The organism is Pseudomonas sp. R3.Fl, assembly GCF_023516765.1.
GTDB classification, from domain to species: domain Bacteria; phylum Pseudomonadota; class Gammaproteobacteria; order Pseudomonadales; family Pseudomonadaceae; genus Pseudomonas; species Pseudomonas citronellolis.
The window spans coordinates 6,719,673-6,743,997 of record NZ_JAMGSO010000001.1 but is presented as its reverse complement, the minus strand read 5'-3'; the positions used below and the strand labels follow the sequence as shown (position 1 = coordinate 6,743,997).

22 protein-coding genes and 1 pseudogene are annotated in these 24,325 nt (G+C 67.4%); 10 read left to right on the top strand and 13 right to left on the bottom strand.

Annotation, left to right across the window (positions count from 1 at the left end; all coding sequences use genetic code 11):
* Nucleotides 1-33 precede the first annotated feature (33 nt).
* Nucleotides 34-1,200, bottom strand: a complete 1,167-nt coding sequence (locus M8R19_RS29855; protein ID WP_249919750.1) for a GGDEF domain-containing protein — start codon at nt 1,198-1,200, stop codon at nt 34-36.
* 227 nt (nt 1,201-1,427) lie between these two features.
* Between M8R19_RS29855 and M8R19_RS29850 the strand changes: the two genes are divergently transcribed.
* Nucleotides 1,428-1,820 (top strand): GFA family protein, encoded by a 393-nt coding sequence (locus M8R19_RS29850; RefSeq protein WP_249919749.1) that lies wholly within the window; start codon nt 1,428-1,430, stop codon nt 1,818-1,820.
* Between the two features lie 131 nt (nt 1,821-1,951).
* Entirely contained in the window at nt 1,952-3,871 is a 1,920-nt protein-coding gene (locus tag M8R19_RS29845; RefSeq protein WP_249919748.1) for a tyrosine-protein phosphatase, read from the top strand.
* Between the two features lie 35 nt (nt 3,872-3,906).
* Here the strand turns inward: M8R19_RS29845 and M8R19_RS29840 are convergent, their stop codons facing one another.
* Nucleotides 3,907-4,836 (bottom strand): AraC family transcriptional regulator, encoded by a 930-nt coding sequence (locus tag M8R19_RS29840; RefSeq protein WP_249920252.1) that lies wholly within the window; start codon nt 4,834-4,836, stop codon nt 3,907-3,909.
* A 272-nt stretch (nt 4,837-5,108) separates the two neighbouring features.
* Between M8R19_RS29840 and M8R19_RS29835 the strand changes: the two genes are divergently transcribed.
* Nucleotides 5,109-5,450 carry a carboxymuconolactone decarboxylase family protein gene (locus M8R19_RS29835; RefSeq protein WP_074986491.1) on the top strand — a complete coding sequence of 114 codons (342 nt, stop codon included), beginning with the start codon at nt 5,109-5,111 and terminating at the stop codon, nt 5,448-5,450.
* Nucleotides 5,451-5,827: 377 nt separating this feature from the next.
* On the opposite strand, the gene M8R19_RS29830 is transcribed toward M8R19_RS29835, so the two are convergent.
* Nucleotides 5,828-6,772 carry an AraC family transcriptional regulator gene (locus M8R19_RS29830; protein ID WP_249919747.1) on the bottom strand — a complete coding sequence of 315 codons (945 nt, stop codon included), beginning with the start codon at nt 6,770-6,772 and terminating at the stop codon, nt 5,828-5,830.
* Between the two features lie 93 nt (nt 6,773-6,865).
* Here M8R19_RS29830 and M8R19_RS29825 point away from each other — a divergent pair, with 93 nt between their 5' ends.
* Nucleotides 6,866-7,699, top strand: coding sequence for an oxidoreductase (locus tag M8R19_RS29825; protein WP_249919746.1), 834 nt, complete (start codon nt 6,866-6,868; stop codon nt 7,697-7,699).
* 981 nt (nt 7,700-8,680) lie between these two features.
* Here the strand turns inward: M8R19_RS29825 and M8R19_RS29820 are convergent.
* The 6 genes and pseudogenes from M8R19_RS29820 to M8R19_RS29795 form a co-directional block, all read right to left on the bottom strand.
* The gene (locus M8R19_RS29820; RefSeq protein WP_249919745.1) at nt 8,681-8,953 is read right to left on the bottom strand and encodes a hypothetical protein; all 273 of its coding nucleotides are present in this window, start codon (nt 8,951-8,953) and stop codon (nt 8,681-8,683) included.
* Nucleotides 8,954-9,415: 462 nt separating this feature from the next.
* A complete protein-coding gene (locus M8R19_RS29815; RefSeq protein WP_249919744.1) occupies nt 9,416-10,357 on the bottom strand; it encodes an MBL fold metallo-hydrolase in 942 nt (313 codons plus the stop codon).
* Nucleotides 10,358-10,563: 206 nt separating this feature from the next.
* Nucleotides 10,564-11,652 carry a glycerophosphodiester phosphodiesterase gene (locus tag M8R19_RS29810; RefSeq protein ID WP_249919743.1) on the bottom strand — a complete coding sequence of 363 codons (1,089 nt, stop codon included), beginning with the start codon at nt 11,650-11,652 and terminating at the stop codon, nt 10,564-10,566.
* Nucleotides 11,653-11,750: 98 nt separating this feature from the next.
* Nucleotides 11,751-12,068, bottom strand: a complete 318-nt coding sequence (locus M8R19_RS29805; RefSeq protein ID WP_349654717.1) for a DUF1801 domain-containing protein — start codon at nt 12,066-12,068, stop codon at nt 11,751-11,753.
* Between the two features lie 33 nt (nt 12,069-12,101).
* Nucleotides 12,102-12,530 (bottom strand): annotated as a pseudogene (locus M8R19_RS29800) (GNAT family N-acetyltransferase); the annotation flags it as partial.
* Between the two features lie 543 nt (nt 12,531-13,073).
* On the bottom strand, nt 13,074-14,276 hold the full coding sequence (locus M8R19_RS29795; protein ID WP_249919742.1) for a PilT/PilU family type 4a pilus ATPase: 1,203 nt from the start codon (nt 14,274-14,276) through the stop codon (nt 13,074-13,076).
* A 192-nt stretch (nt 14,277-14,468) separates the two neighbouring features.
* Between M8R19_RS29795 and M8R19_RS29790 the strand changes: the two genes are divergently transcribed.
* The 5 genes from M8R19_RS29790 to M8R19_RS29770 all read left to right on the top strand — a co-directional run bounded on the left by M8R19_RS29790 (nt 14,469) and on the right by M8R19_RS29770 (nt 19,621).
* On the top strand, nt 14,469-14,747 hold the full coding sequence (locus tag M8R19_RS29790; RefSeq protein WP_249919741.1) for a peptidylprolyl isomerase: 279 nt from the start codon (nt 14,469-14,471) through the stop codon (nt 14,745-14,747).
* Nucleotides 14,748-14,760: 13 nt separating this feature from the next.
* Nucleotides 14,761-15,123, top strand: a complete 363-nt coding sequence (locus tag M8R19_RS29785; RefSeq protein WP_074983928.1) for an MmcQ/YjbR family DNA-binding protein — start codon at nt 14,761-14,763, stop codon at nt 15,121-15,123.
* Complete coding sequence (locus M8R19_RS29780) at nt 15,120-15,677, top strand: putative glycolipid-binding domain-containing protein (RefSeq protein WP_249919740.1); 558 nt, start codon at nt 15,120-15,122, stop codon at nt 15,675-15,677. Before M8R19_RS29785 ends, M8R19_RS29780 begins: the two co-directional genes overlap by 4 nt.
* A 269-nt stretch (nt 15,678-15,946) precedes the next feature.
* Nucleotides 15,947-17,146: an MFS transporter gene (locus M8R19_RS29775; RefSeq protein ID WP_083426838.1), complete on the top strand. Its 1,200-nt coding sequence runs from the start codon at nt 15,947-15,949 to the stop codon at nt 17,144-17,146.
* A gap of 1,194 nt (nt 17,147-18,340) precedes the next feature.
* Nucleotides 18,341-19,621, top strand: a complete 1,281-nt coding sequence (locus M8R19_RS29770) for an OprD family porin (protein ID WP_116423914.1) — start codon at nt 18,341-18,343, stop codon at nt 19,619-19,621.
* A 62-nt stretch (nt 19,622-19,683) separates the two neighbouring features.
* On the opposite strand, the gene dmpG is transcribed toward M8R19_RS29770, so the two are convergent.
* The 4 genes from dmpG to M8R19_RS29750 are packed head-to-tail and all read right to left on the bottom strand — an operon-like array spanning nt 19,684 to nt 23,260.
* Complete coding sequence (gene dmpG, locus M8R19_RS29765) at nt 19,684-20,718, bottom strand: 4-hydroxy-2-oxovalerate aldolase (protein WP_074983936.1); 1,035 nt, start codon at nt 20,716-20,718, stop codon at nt 19,684-19,686.
* Nucleotides 20,719-20,729: 11 nt separating this feature from the next.
* Complete coding sequence (locus M8R19_RS29760) at nt 20,730-21,638, bottom strand: acetaldehyde dehydrogenase (acetylating) (protein ID WP_074983938.1); 909 nt, start codon at nt 21,636-21,638, stop codon at nt 20,730-20,732.
* A 9-nt stretch (nt 21,639-21,647) separates the two neighbouring features.
* Nucleotides 21,648-22,439, bottom strand: coding sequence for a fumarylacetoacetate hydrolase family protein (locus M8R19_RS29755; protein WP_074983941.1), 792 nt, complete (start codon nt 22,437-22,439; stop codon nt 21,648-21,650).
* Entirely contained in the window at nt 22,436-23,260 is an 825-nt protein-coding gene (locus tag M8R19_RS29750; RefSeq protein WP_074983944.1) for an alpha/beta fold hydrolase, read from the bottom strand. Before M8R19_RS29750 ends, M8R19_RS29755 begins: the two co-directional genes overlap by 4 nt.
* 290 nt (nt 23,261-23,550) lie before the next feature.
* Between M8R19_RS29750 and M8R19_RS29745 the strand changes: the two genes are divergently transcribed.
* Entirely contained in the window at nt 23,551-24,321 is a 771-nt protein-coding gene (locus M8R19_RS29745) for an SDR family oxidoreductase (protein ID WP_249919739.1), read from the top strand.
* Nucleotides 24,322-24,325: the final 4 nt, after the last annotated feature.

Genomic DNA, 24,325 nt, shown 5'->3' with positions numbered 1-24,325 from the left:
CAACCCATCCTACGCAAAGCGTCTCGTCACAACCTACGCCTCGCCACCAGCCAGGCTACGGTCCACCAGGCGAATGCTGTCGCGCCCGCCGCGCTTGGATTCGTACAGCGCCGCATCGCCCTGCTCGATCAGCGCCGCCAGGCTGGCCGGCGGCCGGTCGAACAGGCTGGCGCCTATGCTCAGCGTCACCGCCTCGGGAGTGGCGAAGGCCTGCGCGGCGGCCTGCTGGAACTGCTCGCGCAGCGCGCTGCCCAGCGCCACGACGCGCTCGTCGGTCACGTCGCTGAGCAAGATGACGAACTCGTCGCCGCCCAACCGGGCCGCGATTGCGCCCTCGGGCAGCAGCGAGCGGATCATCTCGCTCAGCGTGACCAGCAACCGGTCGCCGGCGATGTGGCCGTGCAGGTCGTTGACCAGCTTGAAGTTGTCGATGTCGATCAGCAGCAACGCGCCCGGCCGCGCGCTGCAGACCTCCTCCAGCAACCGCGGCGCGCGCACTTCCAGGGCGCGGCGGTTGTACAGCGCGGTCAGCGGATCGCGGGCGGCCAGCCGGGCCATGCGCTTCTCGCGGCGGTAGCGCTCGGTGCCGGTCATCGACAGCGCGATCAGCATGATCGCCATCGCCCCTTCCACCAGCGAAACCTGGATGATCGCGCCGCGGAAGGCCGTGAGGTCGATCAGCGTGCCCGGCACCAGCGCCGTCAGCGGCTTGGCCAGGTAGAACAGCCCGTGCAGCAGCAACACGTAGCGCAACTGCCCGGCGCCCACGCTCAACGACTTGCCATGGGGCCGCAGCAGCGCGCTAGCGCGTAGCGTCGGCAGCGCCACCAGCAGCGAGTTGGCCAGCAGCATGACCTTCGACCACGCCTGCCCGTCCGGCAACAGCAGCATGGCCGTCCAGGCGACGAAGATCAGGTACCAGGCGCGGGACAGACGCGCCTCGGTGAAGCGCGCCACGCCCAGCAGGAACAGCCAGTGGGCGATGATCAGCAGGCCGTTGGCGAACCAGATGCCCAGGAGCGGGAAGCCGACCATACGCAGCAAGGCGAGGGTCGAGCCCACGGCGATGGTGGAAAAGCCCGCGCTCCAGAACAGCAGCGAGGGTTCGCGGACGTTGCGCCATTCGATCGCCAGGTACAGGGCGGCGGCCGCTGCCAGGGCGATCGAGAGGGTCAACATCGTGGGAGGATCGAGCGCCATGACTTCTGGACGGGGCTGCCTGGACGGTGGGGGGCGGATTCTAAGCGTTCGCGGCGCTTTTTCGCAGGGCCCTTCCCGCCCTGCCGACGGGAAGCCCGCTCCCACGAGCATAGCCGCTTCGCCGCCCCCCGCCCGGCAACGAACGTCGGAAGCCGAAACCCGGCGACGGTCCGGCTGCTATTTTTCACGGCGGACTTCCGAGCCTTCGACTCCAGAGGAGATGCAGCATGGACCAGTTCACCGGCGGTTGCCTGTGCGGCAACGTCCGCTTCGTGGCCTCGGGGCGCCCCTACCGGGTCGGCCTCTGCCATTGCCTCGACTGCCGCAAGCACCATGGCGCCCTGTTCCACGCCTCGGCGATATTCCCCGAGGCCGCGGTGAGCATCGAGGGCGAAACCCGCGACTACGCGGGGCGCTTCTTCTGCCCGCGCTGCGGCTCGTCGGTGTTCCTGCGCAGCGCGAACGAGGTGGAAGTGAACCTGGGCGCCCTGGATGCCCCGGACCAGTTCGTGCCGACCTACGAACTCTGGACCCTTCGCCGCGAGTCCTGGCTGCCGGCGTTCCCGCTGGCCAGGCACTACGAGCGCGACCGCGAGGGCACCGGCCGCTTCGAGGAGTAGGCGCACGACGGACGGAAAACGCAGCCCACGGACAATTCGCGCCGCGATTTTCCCGGCGCCGCGAACTGTAATATCCCGGTTCGCAACGATGCCGATAGTAGCCCCGCCAACCCGCTCGAAGAGGCTACATCGTGCTGCATCGTATTCTGTTCTCCCTGTCTGCCCTCAGCCTGTCCATCGCCGCCCACGCCGCCGAGACCTACACCCTCGACACCCCGCGGCTGACCGGCATCGACAACTTCCGCGACATCGCCGGAACCACCACCGCCTACACCACCGCCAACGACGGCACCATGCGCTCCGGAGTGTTCTACCGCTCCAACGCGCTGACGCCCACGGCCTCGGACCTGGCCACGCTCGATGGCCTGGGGATCAGCAACGTCTTCGACCTGCGCACCCCCAGCGAAATCGCCGCCACGCCCGACACCCTGCCCGCCGGCGCCGCCTACCGGAACATCGACATCATCGGCAGCACCACCTCCGGGGCGAACGTCACCAACATCGCCTTCAGCAGCGCCGCCGAGGCGGTGGCGATGATGGAAGAAACCAACCGCGCCTTCGTCAGCGACGCCGGCATGCGCAGCCAGTTCACCGAGCTGTTCAACGAACTGGCCGCGGCCGACGGCGCCGCCCTCTTCCACTGCACCGCCGGCAAGGACCGCACCGGCTGGACCGCCGCCGTGCTGCTGAGCATCGCCGGGGTGGACAGCGCCACCATCATGGCCAACTACCTGGCCACCAACGACTACACCGCCGAGCGCGTCGCCGCGACCCTGGCGGCGCTGCCGCCGAGCCTGGCGGAAATCTACGCGCCCCTGCTCGGCGTGCAGGCCAGCTACCTGCAGGCCGGCCTGGACGAAGTGGTGGCCCGGTACGGCAGCATGGACAACTACCTCAAGCAAGGCCTGGGCCTGTCCCAGGAAACCCTCTACGTGCTGCGCGGCAAGATGGTCTACTACAACAGCCTGCCCGGCATGGCGGGCCTGGCCGGCAACGCCGCCGCCGGCGCGCGACTGCTGCAGCAACTGCAGAACAGCAGCCTCTCCGGTGCCTACAGCGCCTACAACTACTACCTGCAATCGGCCATCGACGCCGGCAGCCTCGGCGGCGTCGAGTCCACCGTCGGCGGCCAGGCCCACGCCGATGCCGCCAGCTACCTGCTGCGCCAGGACGCGCTGATCGACAGGGCCGCCGCGCCCTTCGCCAGCGGCACCGACCTCAAGCCCGGCCAGCGCCGCCTGTGGAGCACCGCCCTGGCCGGCTACCAGGGCAACGACGGCTCGTCCCGGGCCGCCAGCAGCAACGAGCACACCCAGGGCCTGATGGTCGGCCTGACCCAGCGCTTCAGCGAGCAGCTCAGCGCCAACGCCGGCTTCGGCTACAGCCGCGGCAGCGTCGGCGGCGCGGGCGGCGAGGTGGACACCGACCTGACCTTCCTCCGCGCCGGCGCGCGCTTCGCCCCGGGCAGCCTGGAGCAGGGCCTGTTCGTCGACGCCGACCTCAGCACCGGCTGGCTCGACTACGACAGCAAGCGCGAGCTGGGCGGCGGCCTGGGCACGGCCAAGGGCGACAGCCACGGCACCCTCAGCGGCGGCAGCGTGGCGCTGGGCTACCGCATCCCGGTGCGCGACGCGATCCTCGAACCGAGCCTGGGCGTGCGCATCAGCCACCTGGACCTGTCCGGCTTCCAGGAAAAAGGCAGCGAACTGGCGCTGGACGTCGACGGCATCGAGCAGACCCGCCGCAGCGCCGTCGCCAACCTGAAGGTGAGCTTCATGCCCATCGCCCTGAGCGGCGGCTGGCAACTGGTGCCGGGCCTGGACCTGGGCTACGACCACGCGCTGGGCGACTACGAGGTCGACAGCGAAGGCCACCTGCTGGGCCTGGACATCGCCCAGCGCGCCGCCTTCGACAACCGCGACCAGTTCAGCGGCGCGGTGAACGTCATGGCCAGCCTCGGCGACCTGAGCTTCGGCGCGGAAGTCGGCGCCCTGAGCGGCAGCGGCAGCCACGGCTACAGCGGCAGCCTCAAGGCCAGCTACCAGTTCTGACCGCCCGCCCTGCCCGGCCGACCGGCCGGGCATCGCTAGTGGCGGACGCCCTTGCGCACGTCCGCCGGGCTCAGCCCGAAGGCGCCCTGGAAGTACTGGCAGAACCGCCCGACGTTGCTGAAGCCCAGGCCCAGGGCGATTTCGCTGACCGAGGGCGAAGCGTCCTGGCGCAGCGCGTCGTACGCCCGCTCCAGGCGGACTTGGCGCTGATAGGCGACGATGGAACTGCCGACGAAGCGCCGGAAGCCCTCCTGCAAGGCGCGCAGGCTGACGTTCGTCAGCGCGGCCAGCTCGCCGCCGCTGACCAGGGCATCGGGATGCTCGCGGATGTATTCCACGGCCAACTTCACGTGGCGCGGCGCGATCAGCGGCCCCGGCCGGCGCAACGCCTCGCTGTAGTTGTGCGGCCAGGCCTCCAGCACCGAATCCACCAGCATCTCCTGCACACGGGCGGGCATCAGCGCGCTGGAACTGGCCAGGGCGTCGAACTCCGCACCGGTGGCCAGGCCAACGATAGCCTTGATCCCCTGGAAGGCTTCCACCTTCAAGTCCACCACCGGCTGGAAGCGCACCGGGCGCACCACCGGGCGGCCGAGCAGCGTGGCAAGCCGCCTGGCGAACAGCCCGCGGCGCACCGAAAGCCCGTACTGCGCATGGCCATCGCCGAAGCCCACCGAGCGCACCGCGGCCTTCTCGATGGCCAGGCCGACCTGGGGCACGCCCACGGTCTCGCTCGCCTGGTTGAACACGATGCGCCCGGCGGTGGGAAAGACGAAGGTGATCTCGTCATCCATGTCGGGCAGCGCAGTGAGGAAGTCGCCGCGAAAGCTCAGGCGCCGGAAGCTGACGCCCTCGTAGCGCCCGTAGACGCCGGCGATGGCGACCTTGCGCCGCAGGGGCGGAAGGCCGGAATAGAGATCGCCGAACATCCGCGTGAACAGCGCGCCGAACTCGTCGGCGTGCATGTCCTCGGAACGGATGAGAAACGGCCTGCGCGAAGTACCTGTGTCCACCTTCCTGCCCCATCTGCCGGCAATGCCAGGAAGCCGCCCGCACCGCGGCGGGCAGCATGCGGGCGCCAGGGTAGCGGCCGCGGATTACAACTGCGTGATGCCGCGCCCTCCTCCCAAAGTCCGCCCCGACCGCCGCCAAAGGCGGAGTGCCCGGCGCCGCGCCAGTGGTTAGCGTCATCGGCACCTGTTGGCTGCCCAGGCAGCATCACCCGGAGGATGAACCCATGATGGACTGGAACGCACACCGCAATCAGCTGATGGCCGGCGTAGGCGAGCTCGGAAAACTCTCCCCGGGCACCGTCGACGGCTACCTCACCGCCAGCGGCGCCGGCCAGGAAACCGGCCACCTGGACGCCAAGACGCGCCAGCTGATCTCCCTGGCCGTGGCGGTGACCACCCGCTGCGACGGCTGCATCTCGGTACACGCCGCCGAAGCGGTGAAGGAAGGCGCCAGCAAGGCGGAAATCGCCGAGGCGCTGGGCGTGGCGGTGGCGATGAACACCGGCGCCGCGCTGGTGTATTCCACACGGGTGCTGGCCGCGGTGGACCAGGCGGGCGGGGCCTGAAAGGCAAATCGCGGACGGAGTCCGCTCCTACAGCATGAGCGAGCATGGCTTTTCGTAGGATGGTGTTGAGCGAAGCGATACCCATCACCGCAACCGCATGGGTTTCGCAAGCTCAACCCATCCTACGAAAAGCACCTCGGCGCAACCGGCAAGACAGTTGTTCCTACAGGTTGACGCCGAACCTACCGCCCACGCCGGACAGCCCCCTCTCCCGCTTGCGGGAGAGGGTTGGGGAGAGGGCGCTCTTAAACCCGACACCCAAGCCACCGGTAAACACCGTTCGCGAGCAAGCTCGCTCCTACAAAAGAGGCGACGTGCCTGCAGGGACCGCTTTTCGTAGGAGCGAGCTTGCTCGCGAACAACCCTCGCAACAAAACCTAATGGGAAGACACATACACCGCCTCCCCATGCACCGGCGGAATCGCAAAACTCTCCCGCATCCGCCTGGCCTCCACCTGCGGCGAACGCCCGAACAGCCGCTTGAACTCCCGGTTGAACTGCGACGGGCTGGCATAACCCACGGCATGGCTGGCGGCCTGCGCCGTCATGCCCTGGCGCACGATCAGCAGCCGCGCCTGGTGCAGCCGGGTGCACTTCACGTACTGCATGGGCGAGGTCTGGGTGATCGCCTTGAAATGGCTGTGGAACGAAGGAACGCTCATCCCGGCCTCCTCGGCCAGTTGCGGCAAGTCGAGCGGCTGCGCGTAATCCGTGTGGATGCGTCGCAGCGCCCTGGCGATCCGGCCGAACCGCCCCTGCATGGCCAGCGCCGCGCGCATGGCGGTGCCCTGGGCACCGGTCAGTACGCGGAAATACAGCTCGCGCAGCAGGGCCGGGCCGAGCACCCTCGCCTCCAGCGGGTCGTTCAGCGCCGCCAGGAAGCGCAGGACGGAAGCGGCGAGCGCGTCATCCATGGGGCTCGACATCATGCTGCGCGGCGCCTCCTTCGGCGAAGGCGCCTGCTGCTGGTCGATCTGGATCATCAGTTCGGCGGCGAGCTGAAAATCCAGGTGCATGTAGATGGCCAGCAGCGGGCGCTCGGCCGTCGCGTCCGTTTCCATGGTGAAGGGCACGGGTACGGCGACGGCCAGGTAATGCTGCTCGTCGTACACATACACCTGATCGCCGAAATACCCGCGCTTGCAGCCCTGGCACACGATCACGATGCCGGGGTCGTAGAGCACGGGCGTCCGCGCCAGGGGCCGGTCCGACCTCAGGATGCGCACGCTGGCCAGCGACGTGAGGTTGTACCCCTCGTTGGGGGCCAGCGCCTCTAGCAGGGCAACCATGCGTTCTCGCTCCGAGGGATGATGTCGGCTCATAGGATTAGGCAATAAAGTCAGAAGATGCGGTCTCTGAAACAGGCCGGCGGATAAGTATTGTGCGCTCATCCCCACTGAAATGGAGCCACCGCCATGTCACCTCGCAAAACCCTGTTGATCACCGGAGCCAGCAGCGGCTTCGGGCTGGCCCTCGCCCAGGAGGCACTGGCGGACGGCCACCGCGTGGTGGGCACCGTCCGCAGCGAACAGGCCAGGGCCGCGCTCGAAGCCCTGGCCCCCGGCCGGGCGCTGGGGCACCTGCTGGACGTGACCGATTTCGCGGCCATCGAGCCGCTGGTCGCCGAGATCGAAAAGACCATCGGCCCGCTGGATGTGCTGGTGAACAGCGCCGGCTACGGTCACGAAGGCATCCTCGAAGAATCCCCGCTGGCGGAAATGCGCCGGCAATTCGACGTGAACGTGTTCGGCGCCGTGGCGATGATGAAGGCCGTGCTGCCATACATGCGCCAGCGGCGCCGCGGCCACATCCTCAACATCACCTCGATGGGCGGCTTCATCACCATGCCCGGCATTGCCTACTACTGCGGCAGCAAGTTCGCCCTGGAAGGCATATCAGAAGTGGTGGGCAAGGAAGTCGAAGGCTTCGGCATCGCCGTGACCGCCGTCGCGCCCGGCTCCTTCCGCACCGACTGGGCCGGCCGCTCCATGGTCCGCAGCCCCCGCGGCATCGCCGACTACGACGCACTCTTCGACCCCGTGCGCCAGGCGCGCCAGGAAAAAAGCGGCAAGCAGCTTGGCGACCCGAGGAAAGCGGCCAGGGCCATGCTGCAAGCGATCGACTCGGCGAATCCCCCCGCCCACCTGCTGCTGGGCAGCGACGCACTCGGCCTGGTGCGTCAGAAGCTGGAGGCGCTGGAAGAGGAAATAGCGGCCTGGGAAGCCACTACCCGCTCCACGGATGGATGAGGCGTCGGCCTGCGCGCGAATCGCGGACAGAGTCCGCTCCTACCCACACCGGCGCCACGGCTTTTGCTTTTCGTAGGAGCGAGCTTGCTCGCGAACAGACTCCACTACGAGGCTCATTCGCGAGCAAGCTCGCTCCTACGAAGAGCTCCTCGGCGCAGTCGGCAAGACAGTCGCTCCTACAGGTTGACGCCGAACCTCCCGCCCGCGCCGAACAGCCCCCTCTCCCGCTTGCGGGAGAGGGTTGGGGAGAGGGCGCTCTTAAACCCAACACCCAAGCCACCGGTTAGCACCGTTCGCGAGCAAGCTCGCTCCTACGAAGAGCTCCTCGGCGCAGTCGGCAAGACAGTCGCTCCTACAGGTTGACGCCGAACCTCCCGCCCACGCCGGACAGCCCCCTCTCCCGCTTGCGGGAGAGGGTTGGGGAGAGGGCGCTCTTAAACCCAACACCCGAGTTCGCGAGCAAGCTCGCTCCTACGAAGAGCTCCTCGGCGCAGTCGGCAAGACAGTCGCTCCTACAGGTTGACGCCGAACCTCCCGCCCACGCCGAACAGCCCCCTCTCCCGCTTGCGGGAGAGGGTTGGGGAGAGGGCGCTCTTAAACCCAACACCCGAGCCACCGTTGTTCCTACAGGTTGACGCCGAACCCTCCGCCCACGCCAGACAGCCCCCTCTCCCGCTTGCGGGAGAGGGTTGGGGAGAGGGCGCTCTTAAACCCAACACCCGAGCCACCGGTAAACCCCGTTCGCGAGCAAGCTCGCTCCTACACCACCCCACCCACGCCATTCCCCTGTAGGAGCGCGCCCTGCGCGCGAATCGCGGGCAGGGCCCGCTCCTACGTTGTTTTCTAGGTTATTCCCCTTCGGGCCAGCGCAAGCGCTGTTCGCGATGGAGCCGCGTCCCGCATTCGCGGGAATGACGTCGGAAAACACGAATCTTAATCCCGTCATTCCCGCGAACGCGGGAACCCAATAGACAGTTGCTCCTACCGGCCAGCCACCAGAGCCTTCTCCCGCGCCAGCTCATACAACTGCCGCGCCTCACCCACCAACGGCGCCAGTGCGGAGGCCAGGCGTGACGTCTCGTGCACCAGCACATCGCCAACGTCATGCACTTCCAGCACCCGCAACAGGTCCTCCAGCGCATTCAGCCGGCGTTCGGCCACATCGTAGATATGTTCCGCCGGCGCGGCGGTATCGACATAGAGCACGCCCTCGGACGCCTGGGCCTGCAACGCGACCAGCCTGCGATCAGCCATGGCGCACCTCCCGGGGGAAGGCGAAGGACGAATGGGACAACGGGGGATACACGACAGACACGAAGTGATACGGCATTTCCATTGCTCCTTAGTGCGGAGGAAGGAGCCGCCAACCCGGGAATGGGTGGCGGATCGTGCGGGGTCGCAGTACCGGCTGTTCAAAGCAGTGCCCGGCCAGGCCGTAGCCCGCCCCACACGATCCGCCATAGCTGCACCAAGCAGCAGGCGCAAAAAAGCGCCTGTGCAAGGTGCGGTGGCGCTACGTGTGCTTTGAACAGTACCGGACTGCGATCCGGGCCACGGGATTGACCGTGGCGGAAGGGAATCTAGCGAGGGGACTTGTAGGCTCACAAGGGAGAATGTGGGTGGGAAATTTCAGGAGAATCCATGAAGGCCAGGAGCGGACCGACGCCGGACTCCTGGCCAGTGAACGTGTACAGCCCATCCGGGCGGGCCGGACCGTCAGTAATCCCAGAAGGCCGCAATCCAACGGAAGGCATCGCCGTCGACGGCCACCCGGCCAACGGAGGGGAACGGCAGGTGCGTGGCCACCAGCAGCTCACCGCTGGCCGCCGCCTCCTGCATAAGACGGACGCGCACGCGCACCGATTCCTCGGGGTCGTGTTCGAAGCCGTTGTGCCAGTCGGGGTGGTCGAAGGCCACCGGGAACAGGGCGTCGCCGGCGAAGGTCAGGCGTTCGCCGGCGGATGTCACATGGACCACGCTATGCCCCGGCGTGTGGCCGCCGGTGAGCCTGGCGACCACGCCCGGCGCCACCTCGTGCTCATCCTCGAAGGTATGCAGCTTGTCGCAGTATGCCTCCATGAACTGCCCGGCAGTCGCGCGCAGGACGTCCGGCACCGGCGCCGGCATGGAGGTGAGGGAGAAATCGGGCGCAGCCCAGAACGCCACCTCGGTGGCCGCGACGTGGATGCGCACATCCGGGCGCAGCCGGTTCTTCACCTCGTCGACGAGCAACCCGCCGATGTGGTCCATGTGCATGTGGGTGATCACCACGTCGGTGACCGACGCCAGGTCGATACCGGCCGCCTCCAGGCGCCGGGGGAACTGCCCGGCCCGCGGGAAGCCGGGGAACTGCCCGCCCAGGCCGGCGTCGACCAGAATGGTCTGCTCGCCGCTGCGCACCACCAGTACGTTCAGCGCCCAGTCGAACGCCTCCGGGCCCAGGAACATGTCCTTGAACCAGGCCGCGCGGGCGGCCGGATCGGCATTGGTGGACATGGTCGCGATCGGCAGCGGCAGCACCCCATCGCTGACCACCAGCACGTCGATGTCGCCGACCCGCAGCGCATAGCGCGAAGGCACCAGCTCTTCCCTCTCCTGGTGTTGTTCATTCTTTTGGGTGGAATTCTTTTGAAAGGAATAGTTCAGATGCATGTTCATGACGTTTCCTCGGAAGAAGTGGCCAATAACCTGGAAGTCGTTCCTTCGGGCTCGGCTGGGCGATAGGCGAGCACCGAAATGCAGGGCCGTTGCAGCGAATCGTCCGCTGTGAACCCATGCTATTGAGGGGGACTTCCTGGCGCACTTCTCCATCGGGACGGCAGGGCTATACCTCTGTGGCGGGGGGATATACGAAGGTATTTCTATCAGTAGCCCAGCCCCGCCAGTACCTCCCCCACCGACTTGGCGGCCGGGCGCCCGTAGAAGGCCAGCAGGCGGTCGGCGCGGTTGGTGAAGAAGCCGTCCACGCCGGCCTCGGACAGGCGCTTGAAGTCCACGTCGGAATCCACCGCGTAGGCATGGATGAACAGGCCGCGCTGGTGGGTCAGCTGGTTCATCCAGGGTTTCACCAGGTCCATGTAGCTCTGCTCGCCGCGTTCGCTGAGGGTGGCCGAGGGGCCGGTGCCGACGGCGCCGTGGGCCTTGGCCCAGTCGATCCAGGCGCTGAATTCCGCTTTGGATTTCACTTGCTGGCCGGCGTAGAAGGTGGCCTTGTCCGGGGCGCCGGAGTCCTTGAAGGCCACGTCAGAACGCGGCGTCATGTAGCCGTCGCCCACCCACAGCAGCAGCACCTTGGGCACCTGCGGCATGCTCTTTTGCAGCAGTTCCAGGCTGCCTTTCTCGAAGGTCTGCAGCACCACGCCACCACGGGCCAGGCTTTGCGGGCTGAGCCAGCCCCTTCTTTGCAGGGCCTTGCGCAGGTCTTCCTCGATGCCGGGGAACTGCGCCGGGACCTTGGTTTCCAGATACAGGCCGGGCTTGTGGGCGCCGCCTTCGGCGATGTCGATCAGCTCGTCCAGGGTGAGGATTTTCAGGCCGGCGAACTTCGCCCGGGCGCGTTCGGGGTAGGCCTGGTTGAACCAGCTGCCGGCGTCCAGGCGCTTGAGTTCGGCGAGGGTGAAGCTGCTGACCGGGTCCTTGGCCCGCGCGGGGAAGACCTCGGCGACGTTGGTGGTGCGTTCCAGGGTGTCGTCGTGCAGGGCGACCAGCACGCCGTCGCGGGTGCGCTGCAGGTCGGCCTCCAGGTAGTCGGCGCCCAGCTCGCGGGCCGCCAGGTAGGCCGGGGCGGTTTCCTCCGGAGCGTCGTGGGAGGCGCCGCGGTGGGCGATCACCGTCGGCCAGGGGATGCCGGCCCTGGCGCTCAGGGCCTGGCCGGGATTTTCCGCGGCGGTGCCGGCGAGGCTGGTGGCGAGCAGGCCGGCGAGGCCGAGGGTCTTGAGCAAGGTATGGCGCATGGTCGAGGTCCTTCTGCGGTTCAGGGTGAGCTACGCGCGAGTCGGGCGGCTGGCGCCAGTCTGCCAGGGCAGTGTTGCCGAAAGACGGCCGGCGGGCCTTACTCGGCCAGCATCGCGGCGCTGCGCAGGTAATGGGCGATCTGTCGCGTCTCTATGTCGTCGAGCGTGCGCAATTTGATGTGCCGCCGCTGCTTGCCGCCGCCCTCCAGCACAGCATAGGGATCATCCAGGCTGGCGCCCTGGCTGAGCTCCAGCGAGACGTGGCCGGCATAGGCGAAGACGCCGCCGAAGGGCCGCGCCCGGGAAAACAGTACGCCACCGTACTTCACTTCGTCATGGACATCGGGCATCACTGCCAATGCCAGTTCGCGTACCCGGCAGAGCAACTGGAAGTTCGTCTCGCTGACCAGGCGCACGTCCTGCAGCAACCGATCGACGGCGCCGGCCTGCTTCTCGTAGCGCACGTCGCGGGCATCGAGGTTGGCCACCTTCTGCCAGCCGTGGCGCTGGTAGAAGCCGTTGGCGCGAATGCCATCCGAGCCATCGGTGACCAGCCAGATGCGCGCATGTTCGCGGAACAGGCTGGCCTCGGCCGCCGCCAGCAGCAGGCGCCCTGCCCCAAGGCCCTCGTATTCCGGGCGGACGAACAGGGCGAAGACTTCCCCCGCCGCCCCATCCACCATGGCGAAACCCACGGCCACCCCATCCGCCTCGGCCAGCCAGCAGCAGGGGCCGAGGCTGATGGCCTCGGCCACGCTGGCCGGGGTGATGCCCAACTCGGCCAACTGCTCGTGGGACAGGTGGTTCTGGCGCACGCTGGTGCGGATGGCGAACAGGGTCGCCACGTCCGCCTCGGTGGCGGGGCGAATACGGATCATCTTCGGGGCTCCGGCCTTTGCATGGGTCGCCGAGCATAAGCCGTGCGCCCTGGGCTTTGAGGAAGAAGCTGTATCGGGAAGTTAGCCGACATTCCGGGAATGGGGGCAATACACCTTATCCGCGATAAGGCCTGGCACCGGCCTGGCGGCCGGATCGCGACGTTGCAGGCGAGCACGGCTTTTCGTAGGAGCGAGCTTGCTCGCGAATGAACCCCGCAGCGGAGTCTGTTCGCGAGCAAGCTCGCTCCTACGATGCGCCCTCCTCCGAGCCCACCTGTAGGAGCGGGCCCTGCCCGCGATTCGCGCGCAGGGCCCGCTCCTACATTGGTGCGCCATGGGTGATGCAGCGGTCTATTGGGTTATTCCCCTTCGGGCCAGCGCAAGCGCTGGCCCGAAGGGGAATAACCCAGAAAACAGCGAGCGGACCTTGCTCGATCGGGGCCTCCAACAGGCGCTTCGTGCTCGAATCCGCGGCGCGCCGGGGGGCAAGGTCAAACGGCGGATAACCGCGAACGGTTATCCGCCCTACGCCTCGCCCACCTTTCAACCGCCCTTCTTGTCTTCCTCGTCCTCGGCCTTGATCTCTTCCAGGGCCAGTTCCAGGCCCCAGCTGGAGGCTTCCACCGCGGGCGCGGCCGGGGTTGCCGGCTGGGCGCTGGCCGCCTGGGCCTGGGCCGCGGCCGGGTTGTCCCGGTGCAGCTTGAGCTTCAGCCGCAGGTTGTTCGCCGAGTCGGCGTTCTTCACCGCCTCTTCCTCGCTGATCGCGCCTTCCACCGCCAGGTCGAACAGCGCCTGGTCGAAGGTCTGCATGCCCAGCGCGCGGGACTTGTCCATGATCTCCTTGATCGAACTGAAGTCGCCGCGCTTGATGATGTCGCTGATGGTCGCGGTGCCCAGCAGCACCTCCACCGCGGCGCGGCGCTTGCCGTCCTGGGTGCGCACCAGGCGCTGGGAGACGAAGGCCTTGAGGTTGTTGCCCAGGTCGTTGAGCAGCTGCGGCCGGCGCTCTTCGGGGAAGAAGTTGATGATGCGGTCCAGCGCCTGGTTGGCGTTGTTGGCGTGCAGGGTGGAGATCGCCAGGTGCCCGGTGTCGGCGAAGGCCAGGGCGTGCTCCATGGTCTCGCGGTCGCGGATCTCGCCGATCAGGATCACGTCCGGCGCCTGGCGCAGGGTGTTCTTCAGCGCGGCATGGAAGCTGCGGGTGTCCACCCCCACCTCGCGCTGGTTGATGATCGACTTGCGGTGCCGGTGCACGTACTCGATGGGGTCCTCAATGGTGATGATGTGCCCGCCGCTGTTGCGGTTGCGGTGGTCGATCAGCGCCGCCAGGGAGGTCGACTTGCCCGAGCCGGTGCCGCCGACGAAGAGCACCAGGCCGCGCTTCTCCATCACCACCTTGAGCAGCACCTCGGGCAGCTTCAGGTCTTCGAACAGCGGGATGTCCAGCTTGATGTTGCGCGCGACGATGGACACCTCGTTGCGCTGCTTGAAGATGTTGATGCGGAAGCGCCCGACGCCGGCGACCGAGATCGCCAGGTTCATCTCCAGCTCGCGCTCGAATTCGGCCTTCTGCTCCTCGTCCATGATGGCGTCGGCGATGCGCGCTACGTCGCCGGCCTTCAGCGGTTCGCTGGACAGCGGCTTGAGCACGCCGTTGAACTTGGCGCAGGGCGGCGCGCCGGTGGAAAGGTAAAGGTCGGAACCGTCCTGGCTGGACAGGATCCGCAGCATCGCTTGGATTTCCATCTGTACTGCATCCGCACGCTAGGGGAAGGCGCTGCCCACGACAGGCAAGCGCTTGTAGGAATAATCATCAGACTCTAGGTAGGCCGTCAGACGGGCACAATGCCAGCCCCGGAAAAATTCGATGTACGTCACTGCCTCCCGGGCGGCCGAGCGGGGGTACAATCGGCCATTTCCTTCAGCCGAGAACCTTCCATGCCCGTCGCCATGGCCCGCCACATCCTGGTCAAGACCGCCACCGAGGCCGAGCAGCTCAAGCTGCGCCTGGCCAAGGGGGAAGACTTCGCCGCCCTGGCGAAGAAGCACTCCACCTGCCCCTCCGGCAAGCGCGGCGGCGACCTCGGCGAGCTACGCCCCGGGCAGTTAGTGCGCAGCGTCGACGCGGTGGTGTTCAAGAAGCCGCTGAACGTCGTCCACGGCCCGGTGAAAAGCCAGTTCGGCTACCATCTGGTGCAGGTCTATTTCCGCGACTGACGCCGGAGAACCCATGACGCCCGACCAGATCGCCCGCTTCTGCCTGCAACTGCCCGGCGCCCGCGAAGACCTCAAGTGGGGCAGCAACCGGGTGTTCTCGGTGGCCGGCAACAAGATGTTCGCCATCCTCGACTTCCTCGACGAGGGCCGCGGCGGCCTGGCCTTCAAGGTCGGCCCGGAACTCTTCCTCGGCTTCGTCGACCGCCCCGGCATCCGCCCCGCGCCCTACCTGGCCCGCGCCCACTGGATCAGCATGCAGCGCCCCTACCCCATGGGCGCCGACGAGTTGCGCGAGGCCCTCACCCGCTCGCACCAGTTGGTGGTCGCCCGCCTGCCCAAGCGCCTGCGCCTGGGCCTGCTGCTGGACCCGGCATGAACCGCCAGCTCACCTGGGAAGGCCTGTGGCAGGCCCCGCCGGCCAGTTGGGAGCGCCTGCACCTGCAGGACGGTCGCGCCGACAGCCAGTTGCGCGTGGCCGCCGCCGACGGCCAGCCGCCCTACCAACTGGAATACCGCCTGGAATGGGACGCCGACTGGCGCCTGCGCGAGGCCGAGCTGCTGGTGGAGGGCGAACACCTGCAACGCCACCTGGCGCTGCTGGCCGACGGCCAGGGCCGCTGGACGCTGGGTGACGGCACTGCGCTGGCGGAACTGGGCGGCTGCCTGGACATCGACATCTGGCCCAGCCCCTTCACCAACACCTTCCCGATCCGCCGCCTGGGTCTGGGCGATGGCCAGTCGGCAGCGCTGGAGGTGGTCTACGTGGAGGCTCCAAGGTTGCAGCCGAGGAAGATGCGCCAGGGTTATACGCGGCAGGATGCCAGCCATTACCTGTACCGCAACCTGGAGGGTACGGACTTTCAGGCGTTGCTGGAGGTGGATGGGCAGGGGCTGGTGCTGGATTATCCGACGTTGTTCCGGCGCGTCTGATTCCCCGGTAAACGCGGAGCGCCCCCGAACAGGCGCTTCGTGCTCGAATCCGGGGCGCGCCGGGGATCACGGTCAAACGGCGGATAACCGCGAACGGTTATCCGCCCTACGCAAAACCCACCCGTAACGTAGGGCGTACAACCGTTCGCGGTTGTACGCCGATACACCCGGCTTCGTGCAAACCCCTCAGGTAGTTCGTTAGCTAGCTTTCCTACAAGCCGACGGCGGTTCATCATGCTTCTCCCCTCTCCGCCCCGCTGTTCGTGTCCATGTCCGCCGATACCGCCATGTCCCGTTCCAACGCCGCCATCACGCTCGAGGTGGTGTCGGTGGTGCTGTTCACCTTTCTCGCCTACCTGACCATCGGCATTCCCCTGGCCGTGCTGCCGGGCTACGTGCATGGCGACCTGGGCTTCGGCTCGGTGCTGGCCGGGTTGGTGATCAGCGTGCAGTACCTGGCCACCCTGCTCACCCGGCCCTACGCCGGCAAGGTGATCGACAACCTCGGGCCCAAGCGCGCGGTGCTCTACGGCATGCTCGGCTGCGCCGGCAGCGGCCTGCTGATGCTGCTTTCGGTGTGGCTGCAGGGCATGCCGGCGCTGAGCCTGGGCTGCCTGCTGCTCGGCCGGATGATCCTCGGCACCGCCGAGAGCCTGGTGGGCACCGGCGCCATCAGCTGGGGCATCGACCGCGTCGGCTCGCTGCACACCGCCAAGGTGATCTCCTGGAACGGCATCGCCAGCTACGGCGCGCTGGCCGTGGGCGCACCCTTCGGCGTCCTCCTGGTGCAGGGCCTGGGACTGTGGAGCATGGGCGCGGTGGTGATGCTGCTGGCCGCCGTCGGCTTCGCCCTGGCCTGGCCAAAGCGCGCCGCGGCCATCGTCCACGGCGAGCGCCTGCCCTTCCACCACGTGCTCGGCCGCGTGGCGCCCCATGGCACCGGGCTGGCCCTGGGCGGCATCGGCTTCGGCTGCATCGCCACCTTCATCACCCTGTACTACGCCAGCCGCGGCTGGGGCGGCGCGGTGTACTGCCTGAGCGCCTTCGGCGCCTGCTTCATCGGTGCGCGTCTGCTGTTCGCCAACGCCATCAACCGCCACGGCGGCTTCGCCGTGGCCATCGGCTGCCTGCTGGTGGAAAGCCTCGGCCTGCTCCTGCTGTGGCTGGCCCCGGGGCCCTGGTCGGCCATGGCCGGCGCGGCGCTGACCGGCTTCGGCTTCTCCCTGGTGTTCCCCGCCCTGGGCGTGGAGGCGGTGCGCCTGGTGCCGGCCTCCAGCCGTGGCGCGGCGCTGGGCGCCTACTCGCTGTTCATCGACGTATCCCTAGGCATCACCGGGCCGGTGGCCGGCGCCATCGCCACTGCCTGGGGCTTCCGTTCGATCTTCCCCTTTGCCTGCGTCGCTGCGCTTCTCGGCCTGGGTCTGAGCCTGTGGTTGCAAAGGCGTAATCGTGAAATGGGCTCGGGCTGAGCGGTGGTGTTGTTCAGTTAAGTGATTCTTTGGTTTGGGGAAGGTGCGCAATGCTGGGTTCGCGCCCTCACCCCGGCCCTCTTCCGGAGGGAGAGGGGCTGTTCGTGCCACTGGAGCGTCCGGCGTGGCCGGTGAATCCAATCGCGGACGGAGTCCGCTCCTACGCCCGTGCTTCCCTGGAACCGTAGGAGCGGACTCTGTCCGCGATTCGGCGGATAACGCCGTAGGCGTTATGCGCCCTACGGATTTCCGACGGGGTTGCGGCAGGGGTTGGGGCTCTGCAAAGAGCGCCCTCTCCCCAGCCCTCTCCCGCAAGCGGGAGAGGGGGCTGTCCTGAGTGGGGGGAGAGTCCTGAGTCATCCTGAAACACCTGCCCCCCACCTCGTCATTCCTGCGAACGCGGGAATCCAGTGACTGCGGGGTTCGCGAGCAAGCTCGCTCCTACGAAGAGCAAAAGCAGCCCTGCTCTGGCTTTTGCTTTTGGACTTCCAGAGAAACATCCGCGCACTCCGAAACGCCCCTTCAGAAGGCCGAGCGAAACCGGCGCTCAGGAGGTCATGCGACATGGATGTCGCGAGAGCCCCGCGGGCTACAGGGACGTACCCTCGGGGCGGGCCTCCGTGGCGGGGGAGTTCGTGAGGGTAGCCCGGCTCCATCGGGCCCGTATGTTGGGGCAAGCCTTCTTGGTTACTTCTTTGGCGTTTGAAAGAAGTGACTCGCCCGAGGGGGCGAAACAAGAGATATCCGAGCACTCGGAGCGGCGCGGTACACCCAAACAAGAAGTCTCTGGGTTATTCCCCTTCGGGCCAGCGCAAGCGCTGTTCGCGATGGAGCCGCGTCCCGCGTTCGCGGGAATGACGGGGTGAGGTTGGGTGCAAGGGGCCAAAGTCCGCAAGCGAAGCCATAGCCCCACCCCACACGAAAATACCGCTCCCCCACGGAAAGAAACGGCAGTCCTTCTCAAGCACCCAGCCTCACCACCCGAAAGGCGATTTTCGCAACCTGCCATCGAAATTCCTGGATTTTATCCACGTTCTGCTATCATCCCGCGCCATCGGGGCCTGTGAGGGGCCTCGAGACATCCAAGAAACGCCAGCACCCACGCGTTGCCAGACCTGGATTGGAGCATCCGGGACGGCAGGCTTTTTCCCACGCTCGGGGGCTGCGAATAAACAGACTGCAGGAAATAACAAAATGACTAACAAAGCGTTCAGTTTGCTTGCATTGGGGATCCTCGCTGCCAGCACCCAGGCCATGGCCGATGACCAGTCCGGCGCCAAGGGCTTCGTCGAGGACAGCCACCTGGACCTGTTCTTCCGCAACGCCTACATGAACCGTGACTACAAGCACGGCGCGCCGGACAAAGCCGAGTGGGGCCAGTCGGCCACCGCCACCTTCTCCTCCGGCTTCACCCAGGGCACCGTCGGCTTCGGCGTCGACGCCTTCGGCCTGTACGCCCTGCGCCTGGATGGCGGCAAAGGCAAGAGCGGTGCCGGCGGCATCGACTTCTTCAAGCGCGGCGACAGCGGCGAAGCAGCCAACGACCTGTCTCGCGCCGGTGGCGCGGTCAAGGCGCGCATCTCCAACACCGTGATCAAGTACGGTGACCAGATGCCCAGCCTGCCGGTGCTGAGCTACGACAACTCGCGCCTGCTGCCGGAGAGCTACACCGGCACCCTGATCACCTCCAAGGAGATCGAGGGCCTGGAGCTGAACGTCGGCAGCTTCACCGAAGAAGCCCGCAAGAGCGCCGAAGGGCGTGACAGCGGCGGCCTGAAGCGCATCGACGTGTACGGCGGCAGCTACAAGTTCACCGACAACTTCAGCGGCTCGCTGTACGCCTCGGACAACAAGGACGTGGCACGCAAGCAGTACATGAACCTGAACTACGTCATCCCGATGCAGGATGCGCAGTCGCTGACCTTCGACTTCAACGGCTACAAGACCAAGCTGAACAAGGACTTCGCCAACCTGAACTTCGGCGGCGACCGCGACAACACCATCTGGAGCCTGGCGGCCACCTACGCCATCGGCGCCCACTCGTTCATGATCGCCCACCAGCGCAACACCGGCGACACCGGCTACAACTACGGCTGGTACCAGAACGCCGGCGGCCTGGGCGACGGCGGCACCACCATCTGGCTGGCCAACTCCTACTGGTCGGACTTCAACGCCGAGGACGAGCGTTCCTGGCAGGCCAACTACAGCATCAACTTCGCTGAGTACGGCATCCCGGGCCTGAGCTACACCGTCGCCTACGTCTACGGCGACAACATCAAGACCTCGCAGACCAACAACGGCCACGAGCGCGAGATCTTCAACCAGGCCAAGTACGTCGTACAGAGCGGCCCGGCCAAGGACCTGTCGGTCAAGCTGCGCGGCTCCTGGGTACGCGTTTCCAACGACGCCCGCGAGTACAACGACGACGGCAACGAAGTGCGCATCTTCGTCGAGTACCCGTTCAGCGTGTTCTGATCGACCTGCTCGCTACGCGTGAATGAAAACGCCCCGTGGCTCGCGCCACGGGGCGTTTTCTTTTAGGTCGGCAGCGCGGAACGCTGACCTGAAAGGGTCAGCGCCAGGTCCTCGATCATGTCCTCCTGCCCGCCGACGGTACCGCGCCGGCCCAGCTCCACCAGCAGCTCGCGGGCCGATACCCCGTAGCGCGCCTCGGCGCGCTTGGCGAACAGCAGGAAGGAGCTGTACACCCCGGCGTAGCCCAGGGTCAGGGCATCGCGGTCGAGGCGGATGGGCTGATCCATCATCGGCACCACCCGATCCTCGGCGACGTCCATGATGCCGTACAGGTCCACGCCGCAATCCACGCCCATGCGCTTGAGCACCGCGACGAAGACTTCCAGCGGCGTGTTGCCGGCGCCGGCGCCCAGCCCCGCCACCGAGCCGTCGATGCGTGCGGCGCCGGCCTCGATGGCGGCCAGGGAGTTGGCGATGGCCATGCCCAGGTTGTGGTGGCCGTGGAAGCCCACCTCCGTGTGCGGCTTCAGCTCGGCGCGCAGCAGGCCGATCTTCGCGCTCACCTCGTCGGGCAGCATGTAGCCGGCCGAGTCGGTGCAGTAGATGCAGTTGGCGCCGAAGCTCTCCATCAGCTTCGCCTGCGCCAGCAACTGCTCGGCGCTGACCATGTGCGCCATCATCAGGAAGCCCACGGTGTCCAGGCCCATCTCGCGGGCCATGCCGATGTGCTGCTCGGAGACGTCGGCCTCGGTGCAGTGGGTGGCCACGCGGATGGTGGAAACGCCGCAGCCATGGGCCATCTTCAGGTGCTCGACGGTGCCGATGCCCGGCAGCAGCAGCGCCGAGACCTTGGCCTGCTTGAGCTTGGGAATCACCGCCTCGAAGTACTCGCGGTCGCTGTGCGCCGGAAAGCCGTAGTTCACCGAGGCGCCGCCCAGGCCGTCGCCGTGGGTGATCTCGATCAGCGGCACGCCGGCCGCATCCAGCCCGGTGGCCACGCTGACCATCTGCTCCAGGCTGATCTGGTGGCGCTTGGCGTGCATGCCGTCGCGCAGGCTCATGTCGTGCAGGCGGACCTTCTTACCTTGCAGGTTCATGTTCTCTCTCCTCAGCGCGCCGGCAGTTGCAGGGCGCCCTTGTGGGCTTCTTCGGCGAACATCTCGGCGGTGCGCAGGCCGGCGGCGGTCATGATGTCGAGGTTGCCGGCGGACTTCGGCAGGTAGTCGCCCAGGCCCTCCACCTCCAGGTACACCGAGACGCGGTTGCCGTCGAACACCGGGCCGTTGATCAGCTTGTAGCCCGGCACGTAGCGCTGCACTTCGCGGATCATCGCGTGCACCGACTCGCGAATGGCCGCCTGGTCCGGCTCGCCGGCGGTCAGGCAGTGGATGGTGTCGCGCATCATCAGCGGCGGCTCGGCCGGGTTGATGACGATGATCGCCTTGCCCTGCTTCGCCCCACCGACCTGCTCGATGGCGCCGGCGGTGGTGCGGGTGAACTCGTCGATGTTCTTGCGCGTGCCCGGGCCCACCGAGCGCGAGGAAACCGTCGCGACAATCTCCGCGTAGTCCACCGCCTGCACCCGCGATACCGCGGCGACCATGGGGATGGTCGCCTGGCCGCCGCAGGTCACCATGTTGACGTTCATCGCCAGGTTGCCGGCGTGCTCGGCGAGGTTCACCGGCGGCACGCAAAAGGGCCCGATGGCCGCCGGGGTGAGGTCGACCATGATCACGCCCAGGGCGTTGAGCTTGCGGCTGTTCTCGGCGTGGACGTAGGCCGAGGTGGCGTCGAAGGCGATACGGATGTCGTCGTCCAGCACGTGCGGCAGCAGGCCGTCGACGCCCTCGGCGGTGGTCTTCAGGCCGAAGTCGCGGGCACGCTTGAGGCCGTCGGACTCGGGGTCGACGCCGACCATCCACACCGGTTCGATCCAGTCGGAACGGCGCATTTTCATCAGCAGGTCGGTGCCGATGTTGCCGGGGCCGATGATCGCGGCCCGGAGTTTCTTGCTCATGGGGAGCTCCTATGCACGGAAGGACACCCGGGCGCCGCCCAGGCCGTCGATGTCCAGTTCGAAGCGGTCGCCGGCGCGCGCCGGTTCCAGCGGCACCAGGGAGCCGGAGAGGATGATCTCGCCGGCCTTGAAGGGAATGCCGAAGGCGCCCAGGGTGTTGGCCAGCCAGGCCACCGCGGTGAGCGGGTTGCCCTGTACCGCCGAGCCCAGGCCCTCGCTGATCTGCTGGCCGTTCTTGCGCACGCGCATGCGCAGGTTGGGCAGGTCCAGCTCGCGCGGGTCGCGCTCCACCGCGCCGAGCACGAACACCCCGCAGGAGGCGTTGTCGGCGACGGTGTCCTGGATGCGGATGCGCCAGTCGTGGATGCGCGAGTCGACGATCTCGAAGCAGGCCATCACGCACTCGGTGGCTTCCAGCACATCGGCCTCGGTGACGCCGGGGCCTTTGAGGTCGCGCTTGAGGCGGAAGGCGATCTCGCCTTCGGCGCGCGGCTGGATCAGGCGGTTCTCCGCCAGCGAGATATCGGCGCCATCGGCGAACCACATCCGCCGGGTGATGAAGCCGAAGTCCGGCTGGTGCACGTTCAGCATGCGCTGCACGGCCGCGGAGGTGACGCCGATCTTCTTGCCCACCAGCTCGTCGCCGTCGGCCAGGCGCCGCTGCAGGATGCGCTGGGAGATGCGGTAGGCGTCGTCGATGCCGATCTGCGCCCAGCGCTCGGTGAGCGGCGTTATCGTGCGGCCTTCAACCAACGCAGCGTAAAGCTCGTCAGCGTGCTGGCGTTGCAGGGCCTCGCTCATGCCTTGGCCTCCGCCAGGAAGGCCAGGACCTCGCGGTTGAACAGCGCGCGGTGCTCCACCATCACCCAGTGCCCGCATTCGCTGAGCAGGATGAAGCGGATGTTGCGGCAGCTCTGCATCAGCGTCTGCGCGCCGCTGGCCGGGCAGAACCTGTCGTTCATGCCCCAGAAGCCGAGGATCGGGCAGGCCAGCTCGGCCAGCCGCGCGGACAGGTTCGGCACCTGCATGCGGGTGAGCACGCAGCGCGGCTGCTCCTGCACCACGGCGACGCGTTCATCGACCGTCTCGTCGCTGATCAGCGAAGCATCGTGGAGCTGCAGCGACAGCAGGCGGCGCATGCCCCCGGCATCGTTCAGCTCGCCATTGGCGAAGGCCGCGCCCATCTTCTGGATGCCTTCCATCTGCAGGTAGTACTGCTCCTTCTCCATCAGCCCGCCGGGCGCCATCAGCACCAGGCGCGCGATGCGCTGCGGCTGGTCGAGGGCCATCTTGATGGCGATGGCGCCGCCCAGGGAGTTGCCCACCAGGGTGCAGCGCTGCACGTCGAGGGCGTCGAGCAGGCCGAACATGGCCTCGACGAAGAAGTCCAGGGTGTAGTCGGTCTCGGGCTTGTCGCTGGCGCCGTAGCCGGGCAGGTCCGGCACCAGCGCGCGGTGGCCGGCGCCGGCGAAGTCCGGGTAGTTCTGCTTGAAGTTGCTGTGGCCGCTGGCCCCGGGGCCGCTGCCGTGGATGAACAGCACGGCATCGCCGCTGCCGCTGTCCAGGTAGTGCAACCGGAGTCCGTCGTTGAGGGTGACGAAGTGCCCTTGCGGCAAGGCCATGGCGTGGCTCCTGGGGTGGGGATGTGGCGGGATTATTTCGGCGGGGGGCGGGGGTGGCATCGTCCGAGAGGACTATTGGGGTTTGCGCCTGGATCGACGCCGTGCGAGGTGTGCGCATGGTCAACCGGCTCACCCTCGGCGTAGGGCGTACAACCGTTCGCGGTTGTACGCCGATACACCTCGTTTACCGTCAACGCCGTGGCCGAAACCGGGATTCCTAGTCCCTTCGGACGTGGGCACCCACCAGCACCCCGCCTAGCCTGGAAGCCTTTCGCGAAAGAGGACGACACATGACTCAAGCATTGGACTTCAGCGGCCAGGTGGTCCTGGTCACCGGCGGCGCCAAGGGCGTCGGCCGCGGCATCAGCCAGCGCTTCCTGGAACACGGCGCCGAGGTGGTGATCTGCGGCCGCGAGGCCCCCGCGCAGCTGCCGAGCCACGCGGGCCGCGAAGCCTGGTTCGTGCCCTGCGACGTACGCGACTTCGCCCAGCTGGAGGCGCTGATGGAAGCCATCGACGAGCGCTACGGGCGCCTCGACGTGCTGATCAACAATGCCGGCGGCGCGCCTTACGCGCAGGCCGCCGACGCCTCGCCGCGCTTCTCCGAAGCCATCGTCCGCCTCAACCTGCTGGCGCCGCTGAACCTCTGCCAGTTGGCCAACCAGCGCATGCAGAAGCAGGCCAACGGCGGCTCGATCATCAACATCTGCAGCGTCAGCGCCACCCGCCCCTCCCCCGGCACCGCGGCCTACGGCGCGGCCAAGGCCGGGCTGCTCAACCTGGGCCGTTCGCTGGCGGTGGAATGGGCGCCGAAGGTGCGCATCAACGCGGTGATCGGCGGGCTGATCCGCACCGAGCAAAGCCACCTGCACTACGGCGACGAGGCCGGCCTGCAGCGCGTGGCCGCCACCGTGCCGCTGGGGCGCCTGGCCGAGCCGGGCGACATCGGCGACGCCTGCCTGTACCTGGCCTCACCGCTGGCGGCCTACGTCAGCGGCGCGGAACTGGCCCTGCACGGCGGCGGCGAGCGCCCCGCCTTCCTCGACGCGGCCCAGGGGTGAAGCC